This is a genomic window from Larkinella sp. (assembly GCF_965227735.1).
In the GTDB taxonomy this organism is placed as follows: domain Bacteria; phylum Bacteroidota; class Bacteroidia; order Cytophagales; family Spirosomataceae; genus Larkinella.
Genome location: NZ_OZ245776.1, coordinates 7,319,169 through 7,342,195, shown reverse-complemented (window position 1 = coordinate 7,342,195; position 23,027 = coordinate 7,319,169). Strand labels below are relative to the sequence as shown.

The 23,027-nt window shown below is 50.8% G+C and carries 22 protein-coding genes and 1 tRNA gene; 6 read left to right on the top strand and 17 right to left on the bottom strand.

Going from position 1 to position 23,027, the window contains the following annotated elements; translation table 11 throughout:
• Nucleotides 1-149: 149 nt before the first annotated feature.
• The 3 genes from ACO064_RS29075 to apaG are packed head-to-tail and all read right to left on the bottom strand — an operon-like array spanning nt 150 to nt 2,742.
• Entirely contained in the window at nt 150-1,535 is a 1,386-nt protein-coding gene (locus ACO064_RS29075; RefSeq protein WP_421830686.1) for a hypothetical protein, read from the bottom strand.
• A gap of 7 nt (nt 1,536-1,542) precedes the next feature.
• The gene (locus ACO064_RS29070; RefSeq protein WP_421830685.1) at nt 1,543-2,316 is read right to left on the bottom strand and encodes an O-methyltransferase; all 774 of its coding nucleotides are present in this window, start codon (nt 2,314-2,316) and stop codon (nt 1,543-1,545) included.
• Nucleotides 2,317-2,355: 39 nt separating this feature from the next.
• A complete protein-coding gene (apaG, locus tag ACO064_RS29065; RefSeq protein ID WP_114409612.1) occupies nt 2,356-2,742 on the bottom strand; it encodes a Co2+/Mg2+ efflux protein ApaG in 387 nt (128 codons plus the stop codon).
• A 164-nt stretch (nt 2,743-2,906) separates the two neighbouring features.
• Here apaG and ung point away from each other — a divergent pair, with 164 nt between their 5' ends.
• A complete protein-coding gene (ung, locus tag ACO064_RS29060; protein WP_421830684.1) occupies nt 2,907-3,572 on the top strand; it encodes a uracil-DNA glycosylase in 666 nt (221 codons plus the stop codon).
• 132 nt (nt 3,573-3,704) lie between these two features.
• On the opposite strand, the gene lepB is transcribed toward ung, so the two are convergent.
• The 6 genes from lepB to ACO064_RS29030 form a co-directional block, all read right to left on the bottom strand.
• On the bottom strand, nt 3,705-4,841 hold the full coding sequence (gene lepB / locus ACO064_RS29055; protein WP_421830683.1) for a signal peptidase I: 1,137 nt from the start codon (nt 4,839-4,841) through the stop codon (nt 3,705-3,707).
• Between the two features lie 112 nt (nt 4,842-4,953).
• Nucleotides 4,954-5,682 carry a 4-hydroxy-tetrahydrodipicolinate reductase gene (dapB, locus tag ACO064_RS29050; RefSeq protein ID WP_421830682.1) on the bottom strand — a complete coding sequence of 243 codons (729 nt, stop codon included), beginning with the start codon at nt 5,680-5,682 and terminating at the stop codon, nt 4,954-4,956.
• Nucleotides 5,683-5,701: 19 nt separating this feature from the next.
• Complete coding sequence (locus ACO064_RS29045) at nt 5,702-6,379, bottom strand: DUF5683 domain-containing protein (protein WP_421830681.1); 678 nt, start codon at nt 6,377-6,379, stop codon at nt 5,702-5,704.
• An 86-nt stretch (nt 6,380-6,465) separates the two neighbouring features.
• Nucleotides 6,466-7,383: a ParB/RepB/Spo0J family partition protein gene (locus tag ACO064_RS29040; RefSeq protein ID WP_138994165.1), complete on the bottom strand. Its 918-nt coding sequence runs from the start codon at nt 7,381-7,383 to the stop codon at nt 6,466-6,468.
• A gap of 23 nt (nt 7,384-7,406) precedes the next feature.
• Nucleotides 7,407-8,195: a ParA family protein gene (locus tag ACO064_RS29035; RefSeq protein ID WP_114409618.1), complete on the bottom strand. Its 789-nt coding sequence runs from the start codon at nt 8,193-8,195 to the stop codon at nt 7,407-7,409.
• Nucleotides 8,196-8,386: 191 nt separating this feature from the next.
• Nucleotides 8,387-9,409 (bottom strand): SPASM domain-containing protein, encoded by a 1,023-nt coding sequence (locus ACO064_RS29030; protein ID WP_421830680.1) that lies wholly within the window; start codon nt 9,407-9,409, stop codon nt 8,387-8,389.
• A 185-nt stretch (nt 9,410-9,594) separates the two neighbouring features.
• On the opposite strand from ACO064_RS29030, the gene ACO064_RS29025 reads away from it, so the two are divergent.
• The 3 genes from ACO064_RS29025 to ACO064_RS29015 all read left to right on the top strand — a co-directional run bounded on the left by ACO064_RS29025 (nt 9,595) and on the right by ACO064_RS29015 (nt 12,032).
• Nucleotides 9,595-9,948, top strand: coding sequence for a hypothetical protein (locus tag ACO064_RS29025; RefSeq protein ID WP_114409620.1), 354 nt, complete (start codon nt 9,595-9,597; stop codon nt 9,946-9,948).
• Nucleotides 9,949-10,142: 194 nt separating this feature from the next.
• A complete protein-coding gene (locus ACO064_RS29020; protein WP_150874975.1) occupies nt 10,143-10,679 on the top strand; it encodes a ferritin in 537 nt (178 codons plus the stop codon).
• A gap of 231 nt (nt 10,680-10,910) precedes the next feature.
• Complete coding sequence (locus tag ACO064_RS29015; RefSeq protein WP_421830679.1) at nt 10,911-12,032, top strand: NAD(P)/FAD-dependent oxidoreductase; 1,122 nt, start codon at nt 10,911-10,913, stop codon at nt 12,030-12,032.
• On the opposite strand, the gene ACO064_RS29010 is transcribed toward ACO064_RS29015, so the two are convergent.
• Nucleotides 12,033-12,494, bottom strand: coding sequence for an Lrp/AsnC family transcriptional regulator (locus ACO064_RS29010; protein ID WP_421830678.1), 462 nt, complete (start codon nt 12,492-12,494; stop codon nt 12,033-12,035). It abuts the gene before it with no gap.
• 171 nt (nt 12,495-12,665) lie between these two features.
• Here ACO064_RS29010 and ald point away from each other — a divergent pair, with 171 nt between their 5' ends.
• Nucleotides 12,666-13,805 carry an alanine dehydrogenase gene (gene ald, locus ACO064_RS29005; protein ID WP_421830677.1) on the top strand — a complete coding sequence of 380 codons (1,140 nt, stop codon included), beginning with the start codon at nt 12,666-12,668 and terminating at the stop codon, nt 13,803-13,805.
• A gap of 218 nt (nt 13,806-14,023) precedes the next feature.
• On the opposite strand, the gene ACO064_RS29000 is transcribed toward ald, so the two are convergent.
• Both ACO064_RS29000 and ACO064_RS28995 read right to left on the bottom strand, forming a co-directional pair.
• Nucleotides 14,024-14,096, bottom strand: a tRNA-Thr gene (locus tag ACO064_RS29000).
• Between the two features lie 151 nt (nt 14,097-14,247).
• The gene (locus tag ACO064_RS28995) at nt 14,248-16,482 is read right to left on the bottom strand and encodes a DUF349 domain-containing protein (protein ID WP_421830676.1); all 2,235 of its coding nucleotides are present in this window, start codon (nt 16,480-16,482) and stop codon (nt 14,248-14,250) included.
• 96 nt (nt 16,483-16,578) lie between these two features.
• Between ACO064_RS28995 and pdxH the strand changes: the two genes are divergently transcribed.
• Nucleotides 16,579-17,220, top strand: coding sequence for a pyridoxamine 5'-phosphate oxidase (pdxH, locus tag ACO064_RS28990; protein WP_421830675.1), 642 nt, complete (start codon nt 16,579-16,581; stop codon nt 17,218-17,220).
• Nucleotides 17,221-17,290: 70 nt separating this feature from the next.
• On the opposite strand, the gene bshB1 is transcribed toward pdxH, so the two are convergent.
• The 5 genes from bshB1 to ACO064_RS28965 form a co-directional block, all read right to left on the bottom strand.
• The gene (gene bshB1, locus ACO064_RS28985; protein WP_421830674.1) at nt 17,291-18,025 is read right to left on the bottom strand and encodes a bacillithiol biosynthesis deacetylase BshB1; all 735 of its coding nucleotides are present in this window, start codon (nt 18,023-18,025) and stop codon (nt 17,291-17,293) included.
• A 3-nt stretch (nt 18,026-18,028) separates the two neighbouring features.
• Nucleotides 18,029-19,102 (bottom strand): peptidoglycan DD-metalloendopeptidase family protein, encoded by a 1,074-nt coding sequence (locus ACO064_RS28980; protein ID WP_421830673.1) that lies wholly within the window; start codon nt 19,100-19,102, stop codon nt 18,029-18,031.
• Between the two features lie 126 nt (nt 19,103-19,228).
• The gene (trxB, locus tag ACO064_RS28975) at nt 19,229-20,182 is read right to left on the bottom strand and encodes a thioredoxin-disulfide reductase (RefSeq protein ID WP_114404912.1); all 954 of its coding nucleotides are present in this window, start codon (nt 20,180-20,182) and stop codon (nt 19,229-19,231) included.
• Nucleotides 20,183-20,410: 228 nt separating this feature from the next.
• On the bottom strand, nt 20,411-22,408 hold the full coding sequence (locus ACO064_RS28970; protein WP_421830672.1) for an OmpA family protein: 1,998 nt from the start codon (nt 22,406-22,408) through the stop codon (nt 20,411-20,413).
• Entirely contained in the window at nt 22,363-22,995 is a 633-nt protein-coding gene (locus tag ACO064_RS28965; RefSeq protein WP_421830671.1) for a 7-carboxy-7-deazaguanine synthase QueE, read from the bottom strand. The genes ACO064_RS28970 and ACO064_RS28965 overlap by 46 nt, the downstream gene beginning before the upstream one ends.
• Nucleotides 22,996-23,027 lie beyond the last annotated feature (32 nt).

The window sequence follows — 23,027 nt, the reverse complement described above, 5'->3', positions numbered from 1 at the left end:
TCAGAGCGGCTTTTTTGATAATCGAGAAAAGAAGATCGAATGCCCCTAAATCCCCTAAAGGACGGTCGGCCGCTGCCGGACTTTTAGCATCCGGATCAGGCTGTGTCCTAGTCCCCTTTAGGGGATTTAGGGGCATTCGATCAATAAAACTAATCTTCCAGGTAATACCCAAAAATAATGCCCATTTCATCCTCGCTTGTCAGTCCGAAGCTGACGTCTTTCGCCGTGGTATTATTATAGGTAATTTCAGAAATAAGTCCTTCTCCTTTGGCCAATAAAATGGGAGTCGTAAAAGTTTTAATTTCTGGGTGTTCCCAGTTCGTGGACGTATAAATCACTTCGCCGTCCCGCGCTCCACCCTTAATTTTGATCACAAATTTCTCCGCCAGCTTATGCGTGTGTGAGGTTAAAACCAGCACTTTGACCGGCTTGGTCATCAAAAATGTTTTGGAAAGTGTGACGCGCTTATTGGCAGGAATGGACAAATCATTATTGGTGAAATCCATGGTTTTTACCACGTTTTTCACCTTGGACTTATCGGTTGTATATAAGTTTACAAACACCTCGCCGGTAATGGATGTAGTGGATTTGTTAACGTAATGTGAGTTAAAATCCATCGTCGTATTGGCCGGAATTAATAAAGCGGTTCCTTCCGGAAAAGCGTAGTCGATATAGGGTGCCTGAATACCGATAAAATAGACATGGTTCTGCATCGAGAGTGCCGTCAGCAGGTTGTAGGAATTGTCCGAATTCCGAAGATCCCGAATCTGATTCAGGGTCGGAAGGTTCTGGTTATTCCGGAAATTATACATCACAAAATGGTGGCTGTTGTTCCGCATCTTCACCTCGAACCGGTTTACGTAAATATCCTGGGTATTGCCAATCGACTTCCGGATGAACAACTCCCGCTCGAAATTCGGAATGATGGTAAACGGGTCCAGTTTGAGCTGAAGCCCTTCAGTGGCCGCTGGCACCTTCAAGCCTTCAAAAGCTTCCGTAGCCGGCGTACTGGGCGTCTTGTCATCCAGCAAAGTAGAATCGACAACGCTTCCTTCCCGGGGCGCACCGGCTTCGATCCAGCGACGCACAAACTCGATCTGACCCACCGTCAATAATTCCTTGCCCAGCGGCATCGGATTGCCGTAATTGGCTCCGCTGTGATGACTCGCAGCCGCATTGATTTTGTGGTAAAGCAGACTCTCCAGCGCAGCAAACGGTTTCACCCGAAGCAATCCGTTGGCTTTGGCCGTCGCATTGGTCGAGGCAACGCCAACCAGGTTTTTGTAGGCTACATCGGCCGCCAGCACCAGCTTATGCTGCGCAAACGTCGGGTCAGTTTCGGACGAATGGCAGCCGGAAACCGCACAGGTGGGCGTCAAAATACGCCGTTGCAATTGGTCAAAACTCGTCACTACTGCTGCCGGTTCGGGGTCATCGGCGGAATTATCACCCGATTTTTCGCAGGAGGCAATCAGTAGACTGAGGCCAACAGCACCGAGCAAACTCAGCTTGAAGGGATGGAAATGGTGTTGCATAAGGCAGTTAAAACTTCAGAACAAAATCCTGTTTGGGCTGCTGGCTCCGGAAAAAGACCAACCCGACGTAAAAAAGATCGATGGAAATGGTCACCCCCGGATGCGCCTTGATCGTCTCCCAGGCCTGCTCCATCTCATCCGACCAGTGAATATCGTCAAAAATAAAACAGGAATCGTTATGTGCCTTCGCAAGACAGGTTTCAAAATACCGAACGGTCGGTTCAAACCGGTGGTTGGCATCGAAAAAAGCGAAGTCGATGGCAGAAACCGTCTTCAATCGTTCCGGCAAAGTCGTGTCGATGTTACCGGTTATGATTTCAATAGACGATTGGTTCAACTGCTGAAAGTTGCGTCGGGCCACGGCAGCGGTTTGCGGACACCCCTCGAAAGTCAGGATTTGTGCCTCAGGAGCCGCTACAGCCTCATACAATGTCGTGATGCCAAGCGATGTACCCAGATCGACAATGGTCTGCGACTGGAACCGTTGAATCAGGCGGTACATCAACCGCCCGAAACGCGCCGGTTTCTGCGAATTTTTAGCAATGTCCCGGATGGCCCGTTCGCGCGACGCATTGATGCGGGAACCCGCCCCAAAATCCGTTATCTGAATTCGGGTGACATCCTTCAACAACTGCTGCTGCAAAGCCCGAATGGGCGCAAATTGCGGCTCATCAGGGTTGTCGCGACGAATGAGGGTGGAATATAGATCAAATACAAACGGCGAATGCAGAGAATGCGCATCGCCGGCCTTCAGGAGAAATTTCAGATAAGCACGAATCAAGAAACAAAACCGCTACCACGGATTTAAAACAGACTACAATTAATTCAACCGATACGGAACCACCATCGTAAATTCAGGAATATTGACCCGAAACTGTTTTCCATCAATGATCCGTTCCATCAGATAGGTCCCTCCCATTTTGCCAAGGCTCGACCGCAGATTGCAGCCTGAAACGTACTCATGGGTTTCGCCCGGCTCCAGAATGGGCTGCTGACCTACCACGCCCTCGCCTTCCACTTCCCGCGCCATACCGTGGGCGTCGTAAATAATCCAGTGACGTCGCAGGAGTTGAACGGTCGATGGCCCTTCGTTTTCGATGGTAATTCGATACGTAAACACATAATGCGCCTGTGACGGACTGGAATATTCCGGTTGGTATTCGGTCATCACACTGACCTTGACGCCGTCGGTAACTGCCGATATCATTTTCGTTCCGTGTTGGTAAATACCCTTAAAACGAAAATTAATTTTAAGAGTTTATAATTCCAATAAGGTCACCGATTATTTTCGGTTTCGGCTACTTTTGTCAGTATAACGCATGAAATGTTTCGAACGCGTCCATCCTTTACCGAATCTCAAACACCATTTATATGAAGGTTGTCATTGAACCCTCCTGGCAGCAACGGCTGCACGCTGAATTTGAAAAACCGTATTTCCCCCAGTTGGCCGAATTCGTCCGGCTGGAATATACCACGCACCGATGCTATCCGCCGGGCAAACTGATTTTCAACGCTTTCGATAAATGTCCGTTCGATCAGACCAAGGTCGTTATTCTGGGGCAGGACCCATATCACGGCGAAGGTCAGGCCAACGGATTATCGTTTTCGGTCAATGACGGAATTTCCAAACCGCCCTCGCTGGTCAATATTTTTAAAGAAATCAAAGACGATCTGGGTACGGAGATTCCAAAATCCGGCAATCTGGAACGCTGGGCGGTTCAGGGCGTTTTGCTGCTCAACGCCACGCTGACGGTGCGGGCCAATCAGGCCGGTTCGCACCAGAACAAAGGTTGGGAAACATTTACGGATGCCGCCATTCAGCACCTGTCCGACGAAAAAGAAAACCTGGTTTTTATGCTCTGGGGCGCCTATGCCCAAAAGAAAGGGGCCATTATCGACGGCCGCAAACACCTGGTTCTGAAAGCCAAACATCCCTCGCCAATGGCGGCCAATTATGGCGGCTGGTTTGGCACCCGGCATTTTAGCCAGGCCAATGCTTACCTGAAAAGCAAAGGGCTTGCCGAAATTGAGTGGTAATCAACCGCTCAATTAAAAGAATAATAAATGTAAAATGATGAATGAAAAATGTAAAAGTGCTGGTTTGGAAACTACTTTTACATTTTTCATTCATCATTTTACATTCCTTAGTAAGTCCTAACCCTGCTTCGGTTAGTCAATAATGCGGAACAGGCGGTTCCAGCGGATTTTATTCAGAACGCTTTCCGGATTGGGATCGATCGACATCCAGATGAAAACCGCTTTACCCACAATGTGATCGGCGGGTACAAAACCCCAATACCGCGAGTCGGCGGAGTTGTGGCGGTTATCGCCCATCATAAAGTAATAATCCTGCTTGAAAGTGTAAGACGTAATGGCTTTCCCATCAATTTTAACGGAATTTTCGGCCAGTTCGACCTTCTCATTGCCCTCGTATTTTTGAATCACCGGGCCGTACAAAGCAATATTTTTTTCGTCCAGTTGGATCGTCGCGCCTTCTTTCGGGATTGTAATCGGGCCGTAATTATCGACATTCCAGGGAAACAGCGACGACTGCGGATACACCGGCTGGAAAGGATTGACCGATCCTTTCGGCGTACTCAGGGCTTCGATGCCCTGCACAAAATCCTGCTGCTTCAACAGTGCTGCAGTTTCCGGGGTGGTATGAATCCGGTAGCCGGAAGCATCGTTTGCGGCAATCGTATCATTAAATGTTTCCGTGCTTTGCTCAAAATCCGTGATGTCATACCGCTTGAACACTTTGGCACTGATCACCGAATTTGTCTTCAGAAAATATTCCGTTTCGGATTTTACCGGGTCGGGAAACGCCTGGCCATTGACGAAAACCTTGCGGTCGCGCACTTCCAGTACATCCCCCGCAACACCGATGCAACGTTTGATGTAATTGGTTTTAAGATCGGTCGGATAATCTTCGGGGGGGTAGTTAAATACCACGACGTCGCCCTGCTTGACGGACGAGAAACCGGGCAGACGATATTGGGGCAATTGAATCCAGTCGAGGTACGACGGTATTTCGGTCCCCCAGATTTTCTGGTGCGTCAGTGGAACCTGCAAAGGGGTTTTCGGGGTCCGGGTTCCGTAATGCAGTTTACTCACAAACAAAAAATCTCCAACCAGCAAGCTTTTTTCCATCGAAGGCGTCGGAATCGTGAATGCTTCCATGAACAGCCAGCGAATCAGCGTAGCCGCAACCACCGCAAAGACAATGGAATCAATCCACTCACGGAACGGCGATTTATTCTTGACAGTGCGCCGGGTGGCGGTTTCCTGGTTTTTAACGACAGACATGCTTTTGAAATGAATAATGAATAATGAACACCGAATATGGAATAACGAACCGACTTGGGCCCGACTATTTCGTTATTCGTTATTCAGTATTCGGTGTTCGATATTTCTTACTTTATACATTAACGGTTTCTCCCAACAGATCTTCCATTCCAAAAACGCCTTCTTTCCCTACCAGCCATTCCCCGGCGGTGAGGGCGCCGAGGGCAAATCCCTGGCGGCTGTGGGCGACGTGTTTGATCTCGATGGTATCGACCTCCGAATCATACCGAACCACGTGGGTTCCCGGCACCGTGCCTTCCCGCAGGGATTCAATCAAAACCGCATCCGGTTGACTATCAACGTCATTGACCCAACGCTTTTTGGTCGAAATCTGTTCAATGATGCCTTCCGCCAACGTAATGGCCGTTCCGCTTGGTGCATCTTTTTTCTCGGTATGATGCACTTCGGTCATCGATACGTGGTATGACGGATAGCCCTTCATAAACCGGGCCAGTATCTTGTTAAGCCGGAAAAACAGATTGACGCCAATGCTGTAGTTCGAAGCATAAAAAAAGGCTCCGTGTTGCTGACGGCACAGTTCTTCAATTTCCGCCCGGTGTTCGAGCCAGCCGGTTGTGCCGCAAACCACCGGCCAACCGCGTTTCAAACAATCGCGTACGTTGTCCAGCGCGGCTTCCGGCGAACTGAATTCAATGGCGACATCGACGTCTTCTTTTCCTAAAGCATCCAGATCGGCGCGGTTGTTGACATCGATCCGACCCGCAATTTCGTGCCCCCGGTTCAGCGCAATCTGCTCGATGGTTTTACCCATTTTGCCGTATCCGAGTAATAAAATCTTCATTCAGGTAATCGTTCTGGCTTCAATTTTTAAACTGGAAAGCAACCCGGATTCCCGGAACCGGCATGATGCCGATGACGGGCATCAGCAATCCCGGCTTTACTTTCATCGTCAGGTCTTCCGAAATATCGAACGTTTTCAAGTGGGCCGTCACGTTGGCTTCAATGACATTCACCCCCCACAACAGGCCAATTCCCAAGTAGTTATAATCCCGATACCGTGCAACAGCGCGGGCGGCCCGTTCCAGTTCGGCCACGGTTATTTTTCGCGAGTAGCCCGGCACTTCGGTTTCCTGACCTGTAGAATAGTTCGCCTTAATGCCATAGTCCCGATACATTCGGTATTCACCACTGTAGTACTGGGAAAAATAGATCATAGTCCCAAATCCGGCGTAAATGATCGGCACTTTCCACCAGTGGCCGTTGTGAATCTGGCCGAGCCCCGGCAAAATGGCCGAGCGAATCGTGGCGGTTCTCGGTACAATTTTACGAATCTTCGCGTTCTGCTTCGGCGTCAGCGAAATCGTATCAGCCGTGACCAGCGTGCGAGCAGAATCGACCAAAACCGGCTGTGGCTGTATGCCGGGAACCGCACCAGCCGGTGTTTGCCCGTGTGCCGCTGTACCCAGCAGGATCAGCATGCTAACCCAAATGTATTTTTTCCACTCCATTCGTAACCGTACCCGGTATCCTGTTTCCATCTTCCAAGTGTTTTCAGTGCAGATTGTCCGTATACTAACGTAGTACGCATCCGACCCGCCACCGGATTTCAGGAAATTAACTTTTTTTATGCCTTGTAATTCAGCACTTCCAGAATCCGGTTCATTTCATCCTGGGAGGTAAACGGAATTTTAATCTCCCCCTTGTGCTTGTCGTCAGCCTTGATGGACACCTTGGTTCCAAACATGGACGATAGTTTAAACTGCAACCCGCGAATCTCCTGCTTGTAGGGTGTCGACCGGCGTTCGGGTTCGTTTTCGGGTGCTGTTGACAGGCCGCGTACGGCTTCCTCTACCCGGCGAACCGACCAGTCTTCCTCAATCAGCCTGTTGAATAGTTTGATCTGGATATCCGGATTATCGACGTTGATAATGGCCCGGGCGTGTCCCATCTGAATTTTGGTGTCACGCAAAGCCGCCTGAATCACCGGCGGTAATTTCAGCAACCGGATGTAGTTATTCACCGTCGTCCGGTTTTTCCCGACCCGGGCGCCCAGTTCTTCCTGTTTCAGATTGCATTCGGTAATGAGCCGTTGGTAGCTCAGGGCAATTTCGATCGAATTCAGGTTTTCACGCTGAATGTTTTCGATCAGCGCCATTTCCAGCATCTGCTGGTCGTTGGCCTGCCGAACATAGGCCGGCACGTGCGTCAGCCCGATCAGGCGGGACGCCTGTAACCGCCGTTCACCGGCAATCAACTGGTACTGGTCGCGGCCCAGTTGCCGAACCGTAATGGGCTGGATAATGCCCTGGACCCGGATCGACTCCGCCAATTCCATCAAAGCCTCTTCATCGAACCGGGTTCGGGGCTGAAAGGGATTGGTTTCAACGTGGTTGACGCTGATTTCCGTCATCGTTGAGATCGACTCATACGGCGACGGTTTGCTGGGACGATTTACCTGGTCACTGTCATGCAATAAGGCTCCTAACCCACGCCCCAGACCTATCATTTTCTTCGGATTACTTTTTGCGTTCGTATTATCCATGGCTGCTTGATTCGGGTTGGATATTATACGGTCTGATCCTGCGGCAACCGGCCATTTTTAATCAGAATTTCGCGGGCGAGATTCAGATAGCTGATGGCTCCTTTGCTGTCGGCATCCTGCGCCAGAACCGGTAATCCGAAGCTGGGTGATTCACTCAGCCGAATGTTGCGCGGGATAATGGTGTTGAACACCATTTGCTGGAAGTGGGCCGTGACTTCGCCAACCACCTGATTGGACAGGCGAACCCGCAGATCGTACATGGTGAGCAGAATGCCTTCGATGGCCAGCGACGTGTTGAGCCGCGACTGAATGATCTTGATGGTATTCAGCAATTTACCGAGTCCTTCCAGGGCAAAATATTCGCACTGAACCGGAATAATGACGGAGTCGGCGGCTGTCAGGCTGTTGATGGTAATCAGACCCAGTGAAGGCGAGCAGTCGATGATAACAAAATCATACTCATCTTTTACATCATACAAAGCCTCCTTCATTTTCTCCTCCCGGTTTTTGAGATTGATCATCTCAATTTCGGCCCCGACTAAATCGATGTGCGAGGGTAGCAGGTCAAGATTCGGAAAATCGGTTTGGATGATGGCATCCCGGGTGCGAATATCTTCAATCATGCACTCGTAAATGCTGTTCTCAATTTCTTTCGGATTATAACCAAGACCCGACGTGGAATTGGCCTGTGGGTCGGCATCGACAATCAGTGTTCGAAACTCGAGAGCCGCCAGACTGGCTGCCAGATTGATCGTGGTGGTGGTTTTTCCGACGCCCCCCTTTTGGTTGGCAATAGCAATAACTTTACCCATGGGTTTGTTCGTTACAGACCCAAATATCTATAGATGGTTATTCTAAAGCAAGGAACGTTTCACGGATTTTTTGAAAATGTTTCACGGATGAAAAAATGACGGGCAGACAAACCGGAGCATTCCATACGCTAATCGTCTGACTGTCTAGACCCTTACCCATTCAGGTTTCCGGTCGTATTATTTTATTGTGATCAAGCCCAGACCTGTGTCCCTTCCGTGCAATTCTTACACATTTCAATGCCGGAGCGCGACTGAATGAGTGTTTGCCGGAATTTCCGGTACGGTTCACTGCCCCACAACTGCGTAAACGTCTGTTCTTTCAAATCACCCAGCCGGTAGTGGGCATCTTTGTCGAAACAGCAGGGTACCACCAGACCGTCCCAGGTAATGACGCACGAATGCCACATTTTCCAGCAATGCCCATCCAGCGCGTTTTTGATGGCGTAGGTCCCGTCGTTTGTTTTTTCGTAGCGGGAGTATTTGTCGATGGTCGGCATCAGATCGGAGCCGTGTTCAAAGTCGTAAATCTGGGCGGTTTTCAAACCGACTTCATCCACGCCCAGTTCTTTTGCCAGTTGGTAGACTTCCCCAATCTGGTGTTCATTCGGCTTGACCACCAGAAACTGGAAAATCACGTGGGGCGTTTTCGACTTCAGTTCCTTCTTCCATTTGATGATGTTCTTCGTGCCCTCGATCACCTTGTGCAGCTTCCCGCCCACTCGGTATTGCTGGTACGTTTCCTGGGTCGTGCCGTCGATGGAAATAATCAGCCGGTCCAGCCCGGATTCGACGGTTTTTCGGGCGTTGGCATCCGTCAGGTAATGCGCATTCGTCGAGGTTCCGGTATAAATTCCTTTTTGCGACGCGTAGCCCACCAGTTTCAGGAAATCGGGATGCAGGTACGGTTCGCCCTGAAAATAGAACGTCAGGTACAACAGCGTATCGGCAATTTCGTCAATGGTCTGCTTGAAAAGATCGGCTGGTAACATGCCCGTCGGCCTTGTAAACGACCGCAATCCGCTCGGACATTCGGGGCAGCGGAGGTTACACGAGGTGGTAGGTTCAAACGAAATGGCAATCGGCGAACCCCGATGAACCGCCTTTCCGGTCCATTTCGATTCGTAATAACTCGACAACACTTTCAGTGCGTTCCAGGCACGTTTGGGGGTTACTTTCGAGAAAAAATTTAAGCCGTCGGAAATATTACGATTCATGCGGATCAATCAAGATGTGGAACAAAGGTAGGCTATCGGCCCCGATGGTTACTACTTTACAACGTATGAAAACAAATTTATTTAGAATTGTTTCAAATAAACTTGACATGTCTGCAATCCAATTGTACTTTTACGGAGTCAAACGCATCGCAATCTGTTTTTCACCGAATTCTTTTGTATCATCCGTGTCGAATACCCTTCCATTAACTGAACTATTCGCCAGCTCAAAAGGCGCAACCTACCAATGCGATACAACCAATCGGATCATCATTCAGTTCGGCGAAGCGCGCGTTTCGCTCCGGATTTCCGATTTTTTGACGTTTAAGAAGCGGGTTGATTCGGTGGATATTCACACGATGATCTTCAATACGGACGACGCCTACGACGTCGAAATCATCGATGCGCCCCGCACCGGCCATCTTTTTGTCCTGAGTCTCTGTGACCTCATTGCCCTTCGCGACCTGCTGGCCGGTACCCGTTTCGTGCTCGACCTCAACACGCTCCTGAACGAGCGCATTTACAGCTCGCTGGTCTATTAACCGACCATCACCGGATTGGTTTACCGGACATCACTTCCGTTTTACGGCACTCTCCTTCCTAAAGGGCTCAATCACTGCAATTAGACTGTTTCCAAATTTTGTACACTCAAAACTTTTTCCGGTTGAAATCAGTATTCTTGTAACAGAAAAGGCAAATCCATCCATCTGGTCAAGAACCAAAAACTGATACAACGATGAAAGATTTAGTGAGAATGAGAACGTCGCTGAAAGAAGAAATTGAGCGCATTCTCAACGAACAAATAAAAATGGAAGCCCACTCTTCGGCCATTTATCTGTCGATGGCTGCGTGGTGTGATCGCAACGGTTTTGATTTTAGCGCCGGTTATTTTTATAAGCAATCCAACGAAGAACGGAATCATATGCTGAAGCTTTTCAACTATGTTTCCGATATGGGCGGTCACGCCATTTCACCCGAAGTAACCAATGTGCCGCAGGAATTCGACGGTTTCCGGGACGTCTTCGAACTGGCTCTGCAACAGGAAATTGCGGTTAGTAATTCGATCAACCGCATTGTAGGTCAGGCCCGCCAACTGAACGATTTTGCAACCGATCAGTTCATGCAGTGGTTCGTGAAAGAACAAATCGAAGAAGAATACGTAGCGCGTCGCGCTGTCGAATTATTCGATGTCATTGGTGAAGAAGGCGTGGGACGTTATATGATCGACAAAGCCATTCCAAAAATCACGTACGGCGACGTTGAAGCGCAATAAATTAATTCATTGCTACTTCCTATAGCTTCTTACTGAATTGAATAAACCCGGATTTAAACCATCCGGGTTTTCTTTTTATGCTACGTTATAAATGAGGCTAAAACGGGAATTTAGGAAAGTAAATTGATAGCGATCGTCCTGGCTTTCCCCGGTTTGATTGTGTTTATTTGGCCACTTCGATTCCTTATCTTTACCAATCAACACCCAATCGCATACAAACCAGCCTGAAGCATGGATGTCATTATTATCGGAGGTGGGCTGGCCGGGTTAGTCAGCGGGCTGGAACTGGCCCGGGCGGGCTATCAGGTTGCGATTGTCGAGCGAAAAACGTACCCTTTTCACAAAGTCTGTGGCGAATACGTCTCCAATGAAGTCCGGCCCTACATCGAGTCACTGGGAGTCGATTTGAAAGCCCTGGGAGCCACCCACATCGACCGGTTTCAATTCAGTTCCCCTTCGGGCCGGTTGCTGGAAACGACGCTGGACTTAGGCGGTTTTGGCATTAGCCGCTTTGTTCTTGATCATTGCCTGTATCAGTTGGGCCAATCGGCCGGTATCCGGTTTTTACTGGGCAAACAGGTTGAAAACGTCACCTTTGCTTCCGATCAGTTTACGGTTTTGCTAAATGACGGGCAACTTTTAACCAGTCGGCTGGTGCTGGGAGCCTACGGCAAACGATCCAAAATCGACCGGCAATTGGAGCGTCCGTTCATGCAAAAACCGTCGCCGTACCTCGGTGTGAAGTATCACATCCGGACGAACTTTCCGATCGACACCATTGCGCTGCACAATTTCCAGGACGGGTATTGCGGTTTGTCGGCCATCGAAGACGGAAAATACTGCCTTTGCTACCTGACAACGCGCGAAAATCTCCGTTCTTTCGGCAACATTCCGGCGATGGAACGGGCGGTTTTGTTTCAGAATCCCCATTTGAAACGAATATTCGAAAACGCCGAATTTTTGTACGACAAGCCGGAAGTCATCAACGAATTCTCGTTTGCCCCCAAACGTGCCGTCGAGCAGCACATCCTGATGGCGGGAGACTCGGCGGGACTGATTACGCCCCTCTGCGGCAACGGCATGGCGTTGGCCATCCACAGTGGCAAGCTGGTTAGTGAACGCTCATCGATGTATTTAAATGGGCAATGTACGCGCAACGAACTGGAACGGCAGTATCAATCGGAATGGTCGAACCGGTTTGCCCGGCGGCTGTGGGTGGGTCGAACCGTGCAGCGTCTCTTCGGCGATCGCTGGCTGTCGGAAGCAGCGGTTACGGTTTTCGGTACGTTCAAGCCTTTGCTGCGGGGGGTGATTCGGCAGACGCATGGGGCGGTGATTGCGGTCGAAAAATAGTTACACCGGAATCACCGTCGTATTTTTCACCTCCGACATCACGAAAAAGCTGCTGATGTTCAGAATACCGGGGATCACCGAAAGCCGTTCCTGATAAAAGCGATTGTAGGTCTCCATGTCGTGGACTACCACTTTCAGCAGGTAATCGAAGGTTCCCGACACCAGGTTGCATTCCATGATTTCCGGGAGCTGGGCCATGGCCTGATTGAACTCCACGAACGTGTCGCGGGTTTGCTTGTCGAGCGTGACGTGGCAGAAAACCACCAGCAGATGACCTAGTTTTTTCTTGTTCAGAAGCGTCACGTATTTCTCAATAATTCCCTCCCGTTCAAGCCGTTTAATTCGTTCGTGAATGGGCGATTTCGAGAGGTTGATCCGCTGGCCGATCTCCTGAATCGTGAGTTGGGCGTTATCCTGTAGAAGGGACAATATCTGCCGGTCAATCTTGTCTACCTGCGTCATGACGGAATTTTTTCTTTACAAAGCCGTTCGAATGGCTCCTCACCAAATTATTTCCTTCTATACTACGAAAAGTAAACAGTATTTCCCAAAAGGAGTTATAGAATCAGAAATCTGTTTGGCAATTCATACCTTTGTGTATCCAATCAATACCAACCACAACCGCAGAATACGATGGTAATCGGTGTTCCTAAAGAAATAAAAAACAATGAAAACCGGGTGGCGCTGACCCCCGCGGGTGTTGCTGAGTTTCGTCGATTTGGCCATACTGTTTATGTGCAGGTCAATGCGGGGGTGGAGAGCGGTTTTGAAGACGAAGAATACATTGACGCCGGAGCCGTTATGCTGCCCACCATTGAGGATGTTTACGGCATTTCCGAGATGATTATGAAGGTGAAAGAACCGATTGCGTCGGAATATAACCTGATTAAAGAAGATCAACTGCTGTTTACGTATTTTCACTTTGCGTCGTCGGAAGAACTGACGCACGCCATGATCGAACGCAAAGCCGTTTGTCTGGCCTACGAAACCGTGGAAAAAACCGATCGCAGCCTGCCGTTGCTGATTCCGATGTCGGAAGTCGCCGGTCGGATGGCGGTTCAGGAAGGCGCCAAATACCTGGAAAAACCGCAAAAAGGCCGGGGTATCCTGCTGGGCGGTGTTCCGGGCGTAAAACCGGCCCATGTTCTGATTCTGGGTGGTGGAATTGTGGGAACGCAGGCAGCCAAAATGGCGGCTGGCCTGGGCGCTCACGTCACCATCATGGACATCAGCCTGCCGCGTCTGCGGTATTTATCGGACATCATGCCTGAGAACGTCGATACGCTGATGTCGAACGAATACAGCATTCGGGAAGCCGTCAAACATTCCGATCTCATCATCGGCGCAGTGTTGATTCCGGGTGCGAAAGCCCCCCACCTCATCACCCGCGAGATGCTGAAACTGATGCGTCCCGGAACAGTTCTGGTCGACGTAGCCGTCGATCAGGGTGGTTGTATCGAAACCTGTATACCGACTACGCACGAAAATCCAACGTATGTCATCGACAATGTGGTTCACTACTGCGTTGCCAACATGCCGGGTGCCGTTCCTTATACTTCAACTGTGGCCCTGACCAATGCCACGCTCACTTACGCCCTGCAACTGGCCAACAAAGGCTGGCAAAAAGCGTGTCGCGACAATGAAGAACTGAAGCGTGGGCTGAATGTCGTTAACGGCAAAATCGTTTACAAAGGTGTGGCCGATGCGTTTGGTTTACCGCTGGACGATGTGAACGAATTGCTGCAGCGCGAAGAAGAAGAAATCGACTATTAAAGCAAGACCGTATATATTCCAACCTGGTTAAGATTACACTTCATTAACGAATGATTAGTACAACTTCATCAACAATTTTTTAAGGGTTTAGGAATAGAAATAGCAAAGACACGACCACCATGAGTCGTGTCTTTTTTTATGTTCCTGGGTAACCGATCCAGCGTAGGGTAAAAACAAAAAGAGGTTACGACTTTCGTCATAACCTCTTGATTCTGAAGAGCCCCCAGTCGGGATCGAACCAACGACCTACTGATTACAAGTCAGTTGCTCTACCAGCTGAGCTATGGAGGCAATTCGATTTGAGCGTTCTGTCAGGCGGACAGTCAACCGAAAACCGTACGTGCTGGATGGCTTTCTTTAAATCTGGTGCAAAAATAACAATTTTGCCTTTTCGGTCAAAGAAAGATTCCTTTATTTTTCCAGCCGAAGCCGTTTTTTTCGTTTATTGGGCTTCCCGAATCACTTTCAACTGGTGCTTCAGATCATCCAGTTGCTTCTGGGCCACCTGAATCTTTTTGTCAATATCGGCCCGCAGTTTATCCGCGCCTTTCGAACGGCTGAAGAATTCGATGTTGTTGTTATACACCGCAATATCGTTTTCCAGCGTCGTCATTTTCCGACGAATATCACCTTCTTTTTTGTACAAATCCCGCGATGAACCGGTTTCACGGATCATTTCAGCTTCATTCTCAAGCGTCAGCCGTTCTTTCTCTCTTGGCGAAATTTTTCCGTTAGCCCCCACAAACAAGTTGACCGCGTTGATGTATCGCTTCTGAATCGACTGCATGTCTTTCTTCGGCACATACCCAATTTGCGACCATTCTTTTTTGAAGTCGTTCAACTGCGCCAAATCCGCATTACCACTGTTTGCCACGGTTTCAATTCGCTCGCAAAGCGCGGTTTTTTTCGCCAGATTCTCTTCAAACTCTTTCTCAACCTCCTGATTCCGGGAGCGTTTCTTGTTGAAAAAACCGTCGCAGGCGGCTTTGAAACGTTCAAAAATCGTGTCCTTAAATTTCTCCGGAACCTGCCCGATATTTTTCCACTGACGTTGCAGTTCAATGACTTTCTGGGTGGTTTCGGCCGACTCTTCGCCCGACTCCAGAATGCTTTCCACCTCTTCGCACAACTGTACTTTGGCTTTCAGGTTTTGCTCCCGTTTGCTTTCGAGTTGCTTGAAAAACTCACCTTTGTGGTGGAAGAACTGCTTGAGGGAAGCCCAGAATTTCTTGCTCAGTTCTTTGCCTTCGTCGCGCGGCATAGGCCCCCGGATGTTGTTCCAACGATCCTGGATCGTCATCACTTCGCGGGTCTTTTCGTTCCAGTCGTTGATGCTGTTGGAGGTGAACGACGTAAACGGAATCAGTTCTTCGTAGAGTTTCGATTTCTCTTCGTATAACTGTGCACCTTCTTTCCGAATCTCTTCGTTCTGCCCGCGACGGCGGTCGTAGAGCGTATCAAGCGCTTTTTTGAAGCGTTGCCACAACACTTCCTGCTCCGCTTTCGGAGCCGGACCGACGTGTTTATATTCTTCGAACAAAGCGTTGGCTTCGTCAATAACCGCTTTGGTTACCGGACTGCCTTCGTTCGCCAGCACCATTGCTTCCACTTTTTCACAAAGCTCCGCCTTCTGGGTCTGGTTCTTCTTCCGATCGAGTTCTTTTAATTCAAAATAAATATTGCGGTTGCTGTAATACCGGTCAACCAGAGCGTGGTAGGTTGCCCAAAGCGTCGCATTGTGGGGCGATGACACATTCCCGGCTGCTTTCCACTCGTCCTGAATGTGCTTGAAACCGTTCCAGCTCGTCTTCGGATCACCGGCGTTGTTTTCGTCAGCTTCCACCAATTCCCGCAACCGGCGCAGCAGCTCCGTTTTGAGGTTAAAATTGTTATCCTTGGCTTTTTCAAGCTGCTGGAAATACTGATTTTTCTGGTCTTTAATCTGCTTGAACAGACTATCGAACCGACCAACCAGTTCATCCGGTTTGAACTCGAATCCCTCTTCGGAACCGGTTTCCTGCACATACCGTTGCAGCGCTTCGGCCCGATCCGATGCTTTCGATTGATCAAACAACGGACGTAATTCTTTCAGAACGTCATCCGCCCGGCGATAATCCGATGCCGAAACCGCATCCGTCTTCAAAGAAGCCAGATTTTTTTCGAGCAACGCGACCATGTCCGCCCGGGATAGCTGGCTGTAGTCGGCAGCCGGTGTCACCTCCTCCAGTTCCAGTTCGGCCGATTCCGTGGATTCAGCGTGCATTTCTGCCACCGCCGAAGTCTCCGGTACGGATTCTTCCACAGCCTGCGGTTCTGCAACCGGTTGTTCTTCAGCAGCCACCTCCGGAGTGGATTCGACAACCTCCGTCGGCTCCGTTGCCAAAGCTTCCGGCGTTTCCGCTCCTTCCGGCTTGGGTTCTTCCAAATCGGTCGTTTCCTGATTGAGTTCCGTTTCCACCGTGTTGGCGGGCTCCGGAGCCGATTCTACTTTGTCAGCCGGTTTTTCGTTCGATTCCAGTTCCACCTTGTCAGTCGGTTCCTCGTTTGATTCTACCGCATCAGTCGGTTCCTCGTTTGATTCTACCGCATCAGTCGGCTCAGTCTCCGGTTTTTTCTCGTGAGATGCTTCCGGATTCTGTTCCTTGCGTTCAGTTATTTCTTGCTCTTCGCTCGCCATACGATCTTTGGGAATCGTTACTTTTGCAAAAATACGAAAAAAAGCGGATTATTATTTCTTTACAGACCGCATCACCGGATCGAATCCCAAACACCCATGCTATCTCCCCTGGCTGACCTACGCAAAGAGTACACCCTAAACGGTTTGGACCCGTCAGATGTTACAACAAATCCGTTCGCTCAATTTCAGCGGTGGTTCACCGAAGCCCTGACTGCGGGCGTTCCGGAACCGAATGCCATGCACCTGGCTACCGTTGGTCCGGAAGGCCAGCCTTCCGGGCGAATTGTTTTGCTGAAAGGATTCGACGAAAAAGGCTTTTCTTTTTTCACGAATTACCAGAGCCGCAAAGGTTCTGAGTTGGCCACGCACCCGTTTGCCTCGCTGACTTTTTTTTACGCCGAACTCGAACGCCAGATCCGGATCGAAGGTGCGATTCAGAAAGTGTCCGCGGAAGACTCTGACGTTTATTTTCAGAGTCGCCCCCGGGGTAGCCAAATCGGGGCCTGGGTTTCGCACCAGAGTTCAGCCATTGAAAGTCGTGAGGTGCTCGAAAACCGCCAGCGGGAACTGGAGCAACTTTATGAAAACCGCCCCATTCCGCGCCCCCCGCACTGGGGCGGATACCTCCTGATTCCCGATCGCATCGAGTTTTGGCAAGGCCGACCCAGTCGTCTGCACGACCGGGTTTTGTATCGAAAAGAGGAAGAAAATTGGGTAATCGAGCGGCTGGCACCGTAGTGGGATGATGAGTTATGAATGATAAACGATGAATGAGCTGGCTTGTAAATTCATCGTTCACAATTTATCGTTATTTTAAATCAAACAGATTCTTCACCCCAATCGTCCGATCCACCGTGAAGCCTTCGCCGTATTTGACGCCGATGACGTGGCCGAACTCCTCGGCGCGGGCGCGCAGAAATTCCATGAATTCCTGACTGGCAATGTAACTCATGGGTTCATTGCTCTTCGGGTCGTAGAACTGACTCTTGTAGGCCAGCAGCGACTCCTGTTTTTTCCCGTAGAAATCGGTAATATCGACAATGAAATCCGGTTTGATGTAGCGATCCTGAATCAGGTGATACACCAGTTTCGGACGCCAGGCTTCCTGCGCCTGCCCCGGCGCGTCAGCACCAAGATTATCGACGGTTTTGATTTGCCGGAGCCCCGAATAAAAGCACGCATCCACCACCAGTTCCGACGCCCGCCCGTGGTCGGGATGGCGGTCGTAAATGGCATTGGTAATCACAATGTCGGGTTGGTAGCGCCGGATCGCCACCATCAGTGCCTTCTGGTGCTCTTCATCGTTGCGAAAAAACCCGTCCCGAAAACCCATGTTTTCGCGTGCCGACAGCCCCAGAATCCGGGCAGCCGCATCGGCCTCCTGCAAACGGATTTCGGGCGTTCCCCGCGTACCGAGTTCCCCGCGGGTCAGATCCACAATTCCGACTTTTTTGCCCTGTGCAACGAGGGAAAGAATGGTGCCGGCGCAACCCAGTTCAGCATCGTCGGGGTGTACGGCAATGACAAGTAAATCCAGTTTCATTCGTTAGTGGACTCTCAGTTTTTGTCCCGGCCGAATCCGTGAGCGGGTTGAAAGGTGGTTTTTCCGGGCAAGCGTCGATGCCGTCAATCCATACCGCCGGGCAATGCTGGTGAGGGTTTCGCCCGACCGAACGCGGTGGAGAACCGTGCGTTTATACCGCGGCTTAAACCCGGATAAGTTGACGCTTTTTCCGCGTAAATAATCCCAGACCGATGCAGTCAAAATGAAATGGTCGGAAATCAGCGAGTTAGTCGGAAAATCGTAAACGAACGTGGGGCTGAAGGGGTTGCCTTCATACCGGGTTTCGAAATGAAGGTGAGAGCCCGAACTGCGGCCGGTGCTGCCGCCCAGGCCAATCTGGTCGCCCGCTTTAATGAGTTGGCCGGATTCGACCAGGGCTTTGGACAAGTGACCGTATACCGTTTCCAGTCCATTGTAATGCCGAAGCAGAATGTAGCGACCAAAACCACCACCATCCCAGCCCGACACCCGCACAATCCCGTCGAAAGCGGCATAGACTGGATCGCCGGTTTCCAGGTCGAGGTCCATTCCCTTGTGCCACCGTCCCCAGCGCGGGCCAAACATGGAGGTTACTTTTCCGTCGACAGTCGGGGCCGACCAATACCGGTTTTCACCCGGATCGTATAATTTCAGATCAATTACTTCGTCAAACTGGAGGGGGTCGATGCCATATGGATCGACGTTGTGGGGGTCCCAAATGGCATAATAATCCGCAATTTTCACCCAATCGTCGCCCACCTGAACCGAGTCGATATATTCTACCACGGCCGGTTCACCTTCGTCGATGGTAGAAGTGTCCTCCGCGACTACGGGATTCACCTCTTTTTTGGGCTCAAACTGATTGTTAAACCGCAGGTTGGAAGGCTCCTGTTCAAATTCCTCATCCGGTACCTGAACCGGTGATTGCGTAGGGAAATTGGAATTTTCTTTTTCTGATTTCTTTGGCTTGATGCTCAGGTTCTTCTTGAATTTTCCACGTTCCTGTGCTTCTACGGTCGTTACGCTTGCCAAACAGCAAACGCTGGCGAACAGCCACCAGACTGCCAGTTTTCTCATCCTTGGGGATAAAGTTTGACAGAGGGATTTTGAGCTATGACCATTGACCATCGACAATGGCCCACCGGCGATGGTCAATGGTGATAACTCAAAATCCCTCTGTGGTGGTTACTAATTGTATATCGTTTACGCTTCCGCGTGCATTTCAACTTCTTTCATGGCCAGATACCGTTCGGCATCCAGGGCGGCCATACAGCCCGTTCCGGCGGCCGTCACCGCCTGGCGATACGTATTATCCTGCGCATCGCCACAGGCGAATACGCCCGGCACATTGGTCCGGGTGCTGCCTTTTTCCGTCAGGATATAACCGGTTTCGTCCATATCAACGAACGGTTTGAAAATGGCCGTATTGGGTACGTGGCCGATGGCGACGAAAAAGCCGGAGACATCGATCACCCGTTTTTCACCTGTCACTGCATTTTTGATCAGCGCACCGGTTACTTCCTCCTCACCCAGTACCTCTTCCGTTTCACTGTTCCACAAAATTTCAATATTGGGAAGCGATTTCACACGGTTTTGCATGAATTTCGAAGCCCGCATTTCGTCCCGACGAACGATCATGTATACTTTCCGGCACAAATTGGCCAGGTAACTCGCTTCTTCAGCCGCCGTATCGCCCGCGCCCACAATGGCAACGTCTTTGCCCCGGAAGAAAAAACCGTCACAAACCGCACAGGCCGAAACGCCCAGGCCGTTCAGGCGCATTTCCGACGGCAAACCGAGCCATTTGGCCGAGGCTCCGGTCGAAATAATCACGACATTGGCACTGATTTCCTGCTGGTCGTCCACCGTAGCCTTGTGAATGGTGCCGGAGAAATCAACGGCGGTGACGACACCATACCGGATGTCGGTTCCAAACCGGCGAGCCTGCTCTTCGAGGTCCGTCATCAGTTGGGGGCCGTTGACACCGTGGGGATAGCCCGGGAAATTATCAACTTCGTTGGTGATGGTGAGTTGTCCGCCCGGTTGCATTCCCTGGTATAAAACGGGTTTCATGCCCGCACGGGAAGCATAGATGGCGGCAGTATATCCGGCCGGGCCGGAACCAATAATAAGGCAATTGACGTGTTCGGTGGTCATCGTCTGACAAAGAATAGAATGTTTAATCTGGTCGGCTTTTGCTTAAATACGGAGCCAGACACTGAAAAAACAAGCGCAAAGGTGCAAAAAATTCCCGGCGAAACAAAGTTGTATGGTTGACGATCGACGGTTGACCATGGACCATCGACGATTGACCATTGATGATAGGCGATTGACGGTTGACCATGGACCATCGTCAACCGTCGATCGTCAACCGTCAACCGCCTATCACCAAATCCGCCATTCGATCCGCCGGTTCAGTTTCCGGTTTTCTTCGGTCGTGTTGGGAGCAACCGGCTTCGTTTCACCGTATCCGGCGGATTTGATCCGGTTTGGGGCGACACCGGCTTTGGCCAGATAACTCACCACCGATTGCGCCCGTTTTTTAGACAGTTCCAGGTTGTTGGCCGTACCGCCCTGATTGTCCGTATGCCCGGAAACCTCGATGTTGACGGTTGGATTGACTTCCAGAAACTTCACCAGCCGGTCGAGTTCGGTGCGCGATTTGTCGGCCAGATCGTACCGCCCGGTTTCGAAGAAGAGGTTGTTCAGCGTCTCTTTGGCCGGAGCCCCGCCCTCCGACGGTTTGATTGGTTCCAGCGGCACGCTCATCGTCAGCCCCTCTCCTTCCCGTTTCCGGGTAAAATCGAACGACAGACTTTTGAACAGATAACCCGGCCCGATGACATACAGGGCATATTCGCCACCGGTGGGCAGAATGGCGGTGTATTGCCCGGTTTGCGGATCGGACTGAACGCGGGTAATGAGTTGGTTGGTCGCCAGATCAATGAGTTCAATGGTAGCATTCAGCGGTTTTTTCGTGCGGGCATCGGCCACCAGTCCTTTCAGGTAACTCACCGGACGCACCTTCTGCCGCAGGGCTTCGGGCAGATCGAAAACGTAGAGTTTGGAACGCTGCTTACCGTCGCTGGCAGCCTGTTCCTGCGAATAATAGGCGTGGGTGCCGTTGGCCGACACAAACAAAGCCGCCTGATCGTCGGAGGTGTTGATCGGATACCCCAGGTTTTGCGGGTTCGACCAGCCCGTGGCCGTGCTGTCGGCCACAAACAGATCGTAACCGCCCAGGCCCAGGTGCCCTTCCGACGCAAAAAACAGGCTCAAACCGTTGGCGTGAATGAACGGCGATGCCTCGTCAAAGGGCGTGTTAATGCTTTTCAGATTGTAGGGTGGTTTCCATTCGCCATCGTCCCCCAGATCGCTGCACCAGATGTCGCGCCGACCCATTCCGCCTTTCCGATCCGAAACAAAATACAGGCGACGGCCGTCTGCCGACAAAGCCGGTTGCGACTCCCAGGCGCGGGTGTTGACCACCGGCCCGATGTTTTGCGGCTCCGACCAGGCATTTCCGGTTTTATGACTGATGTACAGGTCACAACTCCCGTAGCCCGCACGACCCTGGCAAACCGTAAACACCAGCGTCCGGCCATCGGCCGACAGCGTGGGCGTCCCTTCGTTGTTGATGGAATTAATGAGGGGTGAAATGGATTCGGGCGGGCTCCAGGTTTCGCCCTTGTGCGTCGAAACCATCAGATCCTCATCGCCTTCAGGTTTCAAAACCGTGTACACCAGCGTCTGCTCATCGGCGGTCAACACCGGGAAATACTGGGACGGAAACGCCTGAACGGTTGGCGACAAAGGCTGTGGTTTGACCGGCAACGGATTTTGAATCGCCTGCTCGCCAAAGTGGGCGGTTTGCAGCATCCGGTCGATCCGTTTCCATTGCAGCGACTGGGGTGCAAACAGTTTCTGATACCGTTCGATGTGCGGGATGGCGACCCGATAATTGCCTTTTTTGAGCAGATAGGCACTCACAAACTGATACGCCAGCCCCGTCGTGGGTTTGTCGGGCTGTTGTCCGATGGCCCGTTGGTAAACCTGAAAAGCCTGGTCGGGCTGGCGCATGAATTCGTAGACCTGCCCCAGTTTCAGATACGCATCGGTATAGCCGGTATCACGTTCCACCGCCTGGTGAAACAAATCCAGCGACTCGGTCATTTTCCGGTTCGACAAGGCATCGACCGCTTTTTTATACAGTTCGACGGCCTTTTTATTCTGGGCGAAGGAAGGGAGAAGAAAGGGCGGAAACGAAAAAAGGAATAAAAGAACAAACAGGCGGTTTGGCCGTCGCTCCTTTCTTCCTTTTAGTTGCTTCGATTCCCTTACGGAATGTCCATGAATTTGTGTGTTTGCAACGAAACCTGCCATTGCGGATGCTGTTTTACATACTCAACGATCAGAGGTAGCATTTCATTTGAACGACTCCACTCCGGTTGTAAAAACAATTTGCAATGCGGTTGCAGCGACGCTACAAAGGACTCCGCAAAGGCAAAATCGCTTTTGTTGTAGATGATGGCTTTTAATTCATTCGCCTTGCTGAAAATGTCCGGATTAGGTTCTTTGAATTTCTTGGGCGAAAAACAGATCCAGTCCCAACGCCCGGTGACGGGATAAACGCCCGACGTTTCAATGTTGGTCTGAAAACCGGCGTTCTGAAGGGCCTGTGTCAAACCGCTCAGGTCGTGCATCAGCGGTTCTCCGCCCGTGATGACGGCCATGCGTCCGGGATATTGCAATGCCCCGTCGACGAGTTCGTCGATTGTGTAGCGGGGGTGGGCGTTTACATCCCAGGATTCTTTCACATCGCACCAGTGACACCCGACATCGCAGCCGCCGAGCCGGATGAAATACGCGGCTTTTCCGGTATGCGCCCCCTCTCCCTGCAACGTGTAGAACGATTCCATGACCGGAAGCCGCTCCAGGGTGTCAGTTTGTTGATTGAGTACTTGATTCATGGTGCAAAGTTACGGAATTTGCGGGCGAAGGT

Excerpts from the sequence above, each read along its gene's own strand:
- ACO064_RS29075 (WP_421830686.1), bottom strand. The coding sequence starts at position 1,535 with ATGCAACACCATTTCCATCCCTTCAAGCTGAGTTTGCTCGGTGCTGTT.
- apaG (WP_114409612.1), bottom strand. The coding sequence starts at position 2,742 with ATGATATCGGCAGTTACCGACGGCGTCAAGGTCAGTGTGATGACCGAA.
- ung (WP_421830684.1), top strand. The coding sequence starts at position 2,907 with ATGAAGGTTGTCATTGAACCCTCCTGGCAGCAACGGCTGCACGCTGAA.
- lepB (WP_421830683.1), bottom strand. The coding sequence starts at position 4,841 with ATGTCTGTCGTTAAAAACCAGGAAACCGCCACCCGGCGCACTGTCAAG.
- dapB (WP_421830682.1), bottom strand. The coding sequence starts at position 5,682 with ATGAAGATTTTATTACTCGGATACGGCAAAATGGGTAAAACCATCGAG.
- ACO064_RS29045 (WP_421830681.1), bottom strand. The coding sequence starts at position 6,379 with ATGGAAACAGGATACCGGGTACGGTTACGAATGGAGTGGAAAAAATAC.
- ACO064_RS29040 (WP_138994165.1), bottom strand. The coding sequence starts at position 7,383 with ATGGATAATACGAACGCAAAAAGTAATCCGAAGAAAATGATAGGTCTG.
- ACO064_RS29035 (WP_114409618.1), bottom strand. The coding sequence starts at position 8,195 with ATGGGTAAAGTTATTGCTATTGCCAACCAAAAGGGGGGCGTCGGAAAA.
- ACO064_RS29030 (WP_421830680.1), bottom strand. The coding sequence starts at position 9,409 with ATGAATCGTAATATTTCCGACGGCTTAAATTTTTTCTCGAAAGTAACC.
- ACO064_RS29020 (WP_150874975.1), top strand. The coding sequence starts at position 10,143 with ATGAAAGATTTAGTGAGAATGAGAACGTCGCTGAAAGAAGAAATTGAG.
- ACO064_RS29015 (WP_421830679.1), top strand. The coding sequence starts at position 10,911 with ATGGATGTCATTATTATCGGAGGTGGGCTGGCCGGGTTAGTCAGCGGG.
- ACO064_RS29010 (WP_421830678.1), bottom strand. The coding sequence starts at position 12,494 with ATGACGCAGGTAGACAAGATTGACCGGCAGATATTGTCCCTTCTACAG.
- ald (WP_421830677.1), top strand. The coding sequence starts at position 12,666 with ATGGTAATCGGTGTTCCTAAAGAAATAAAAAACAATGAAAACCGGGTG.
- ACO064_RS28995 (WP_421830676.1), bottom strand. The coding sequence starts at position 16,482 with ATGGCGAGCGAAGAGCAAGAAATAACTGAACGCAAGGAACAGAATCCG.
- pdxH (WP_421830675.1), top strand. The coding sequence starts at position 16,579 with ATGCTATCTCCCCTGGCTGACCTACGCAAAGAGTACACCCTAAACGGT.
- bshB1 (WP_421830674.1), bottom strand. The coding sequence starts at position 18,025 with ATGAAACTGGATTTACTTGTCATTGCCGTACACCCCGACGATGCTGAA.
- ACO064_RS28980 (WP_421830673.1), bottom strand. The coding sequence starts at position 19,102 with ATGAGAAAACTGGCAGTCTGGTGGCTGTTCGCCAGCGTTTGCTGTTTG.
- trxB (WP_114404912.1), bottom strand. The coding sequence starts at position 20,182 with ATGACCACCGAACACGTCAATTGCCTTATTATTGGTTCCGGCCCGGCC.
- ACO064_RS28970 (WP_421830672.1), bottom strand. The coding sequence starts at position 22,408 with ATGGCAGGTTTCGTTGCAAACACACAAATTCATGGACATTCCGTAAGG.
- ACO064_RS28965 (WP_421830671.1), bottom strand. The coding sequence starts at position 22,995 with ATGAATCAAGTACTCAATCAACAAACTGACACCCTGGAGCGGCTTCCG.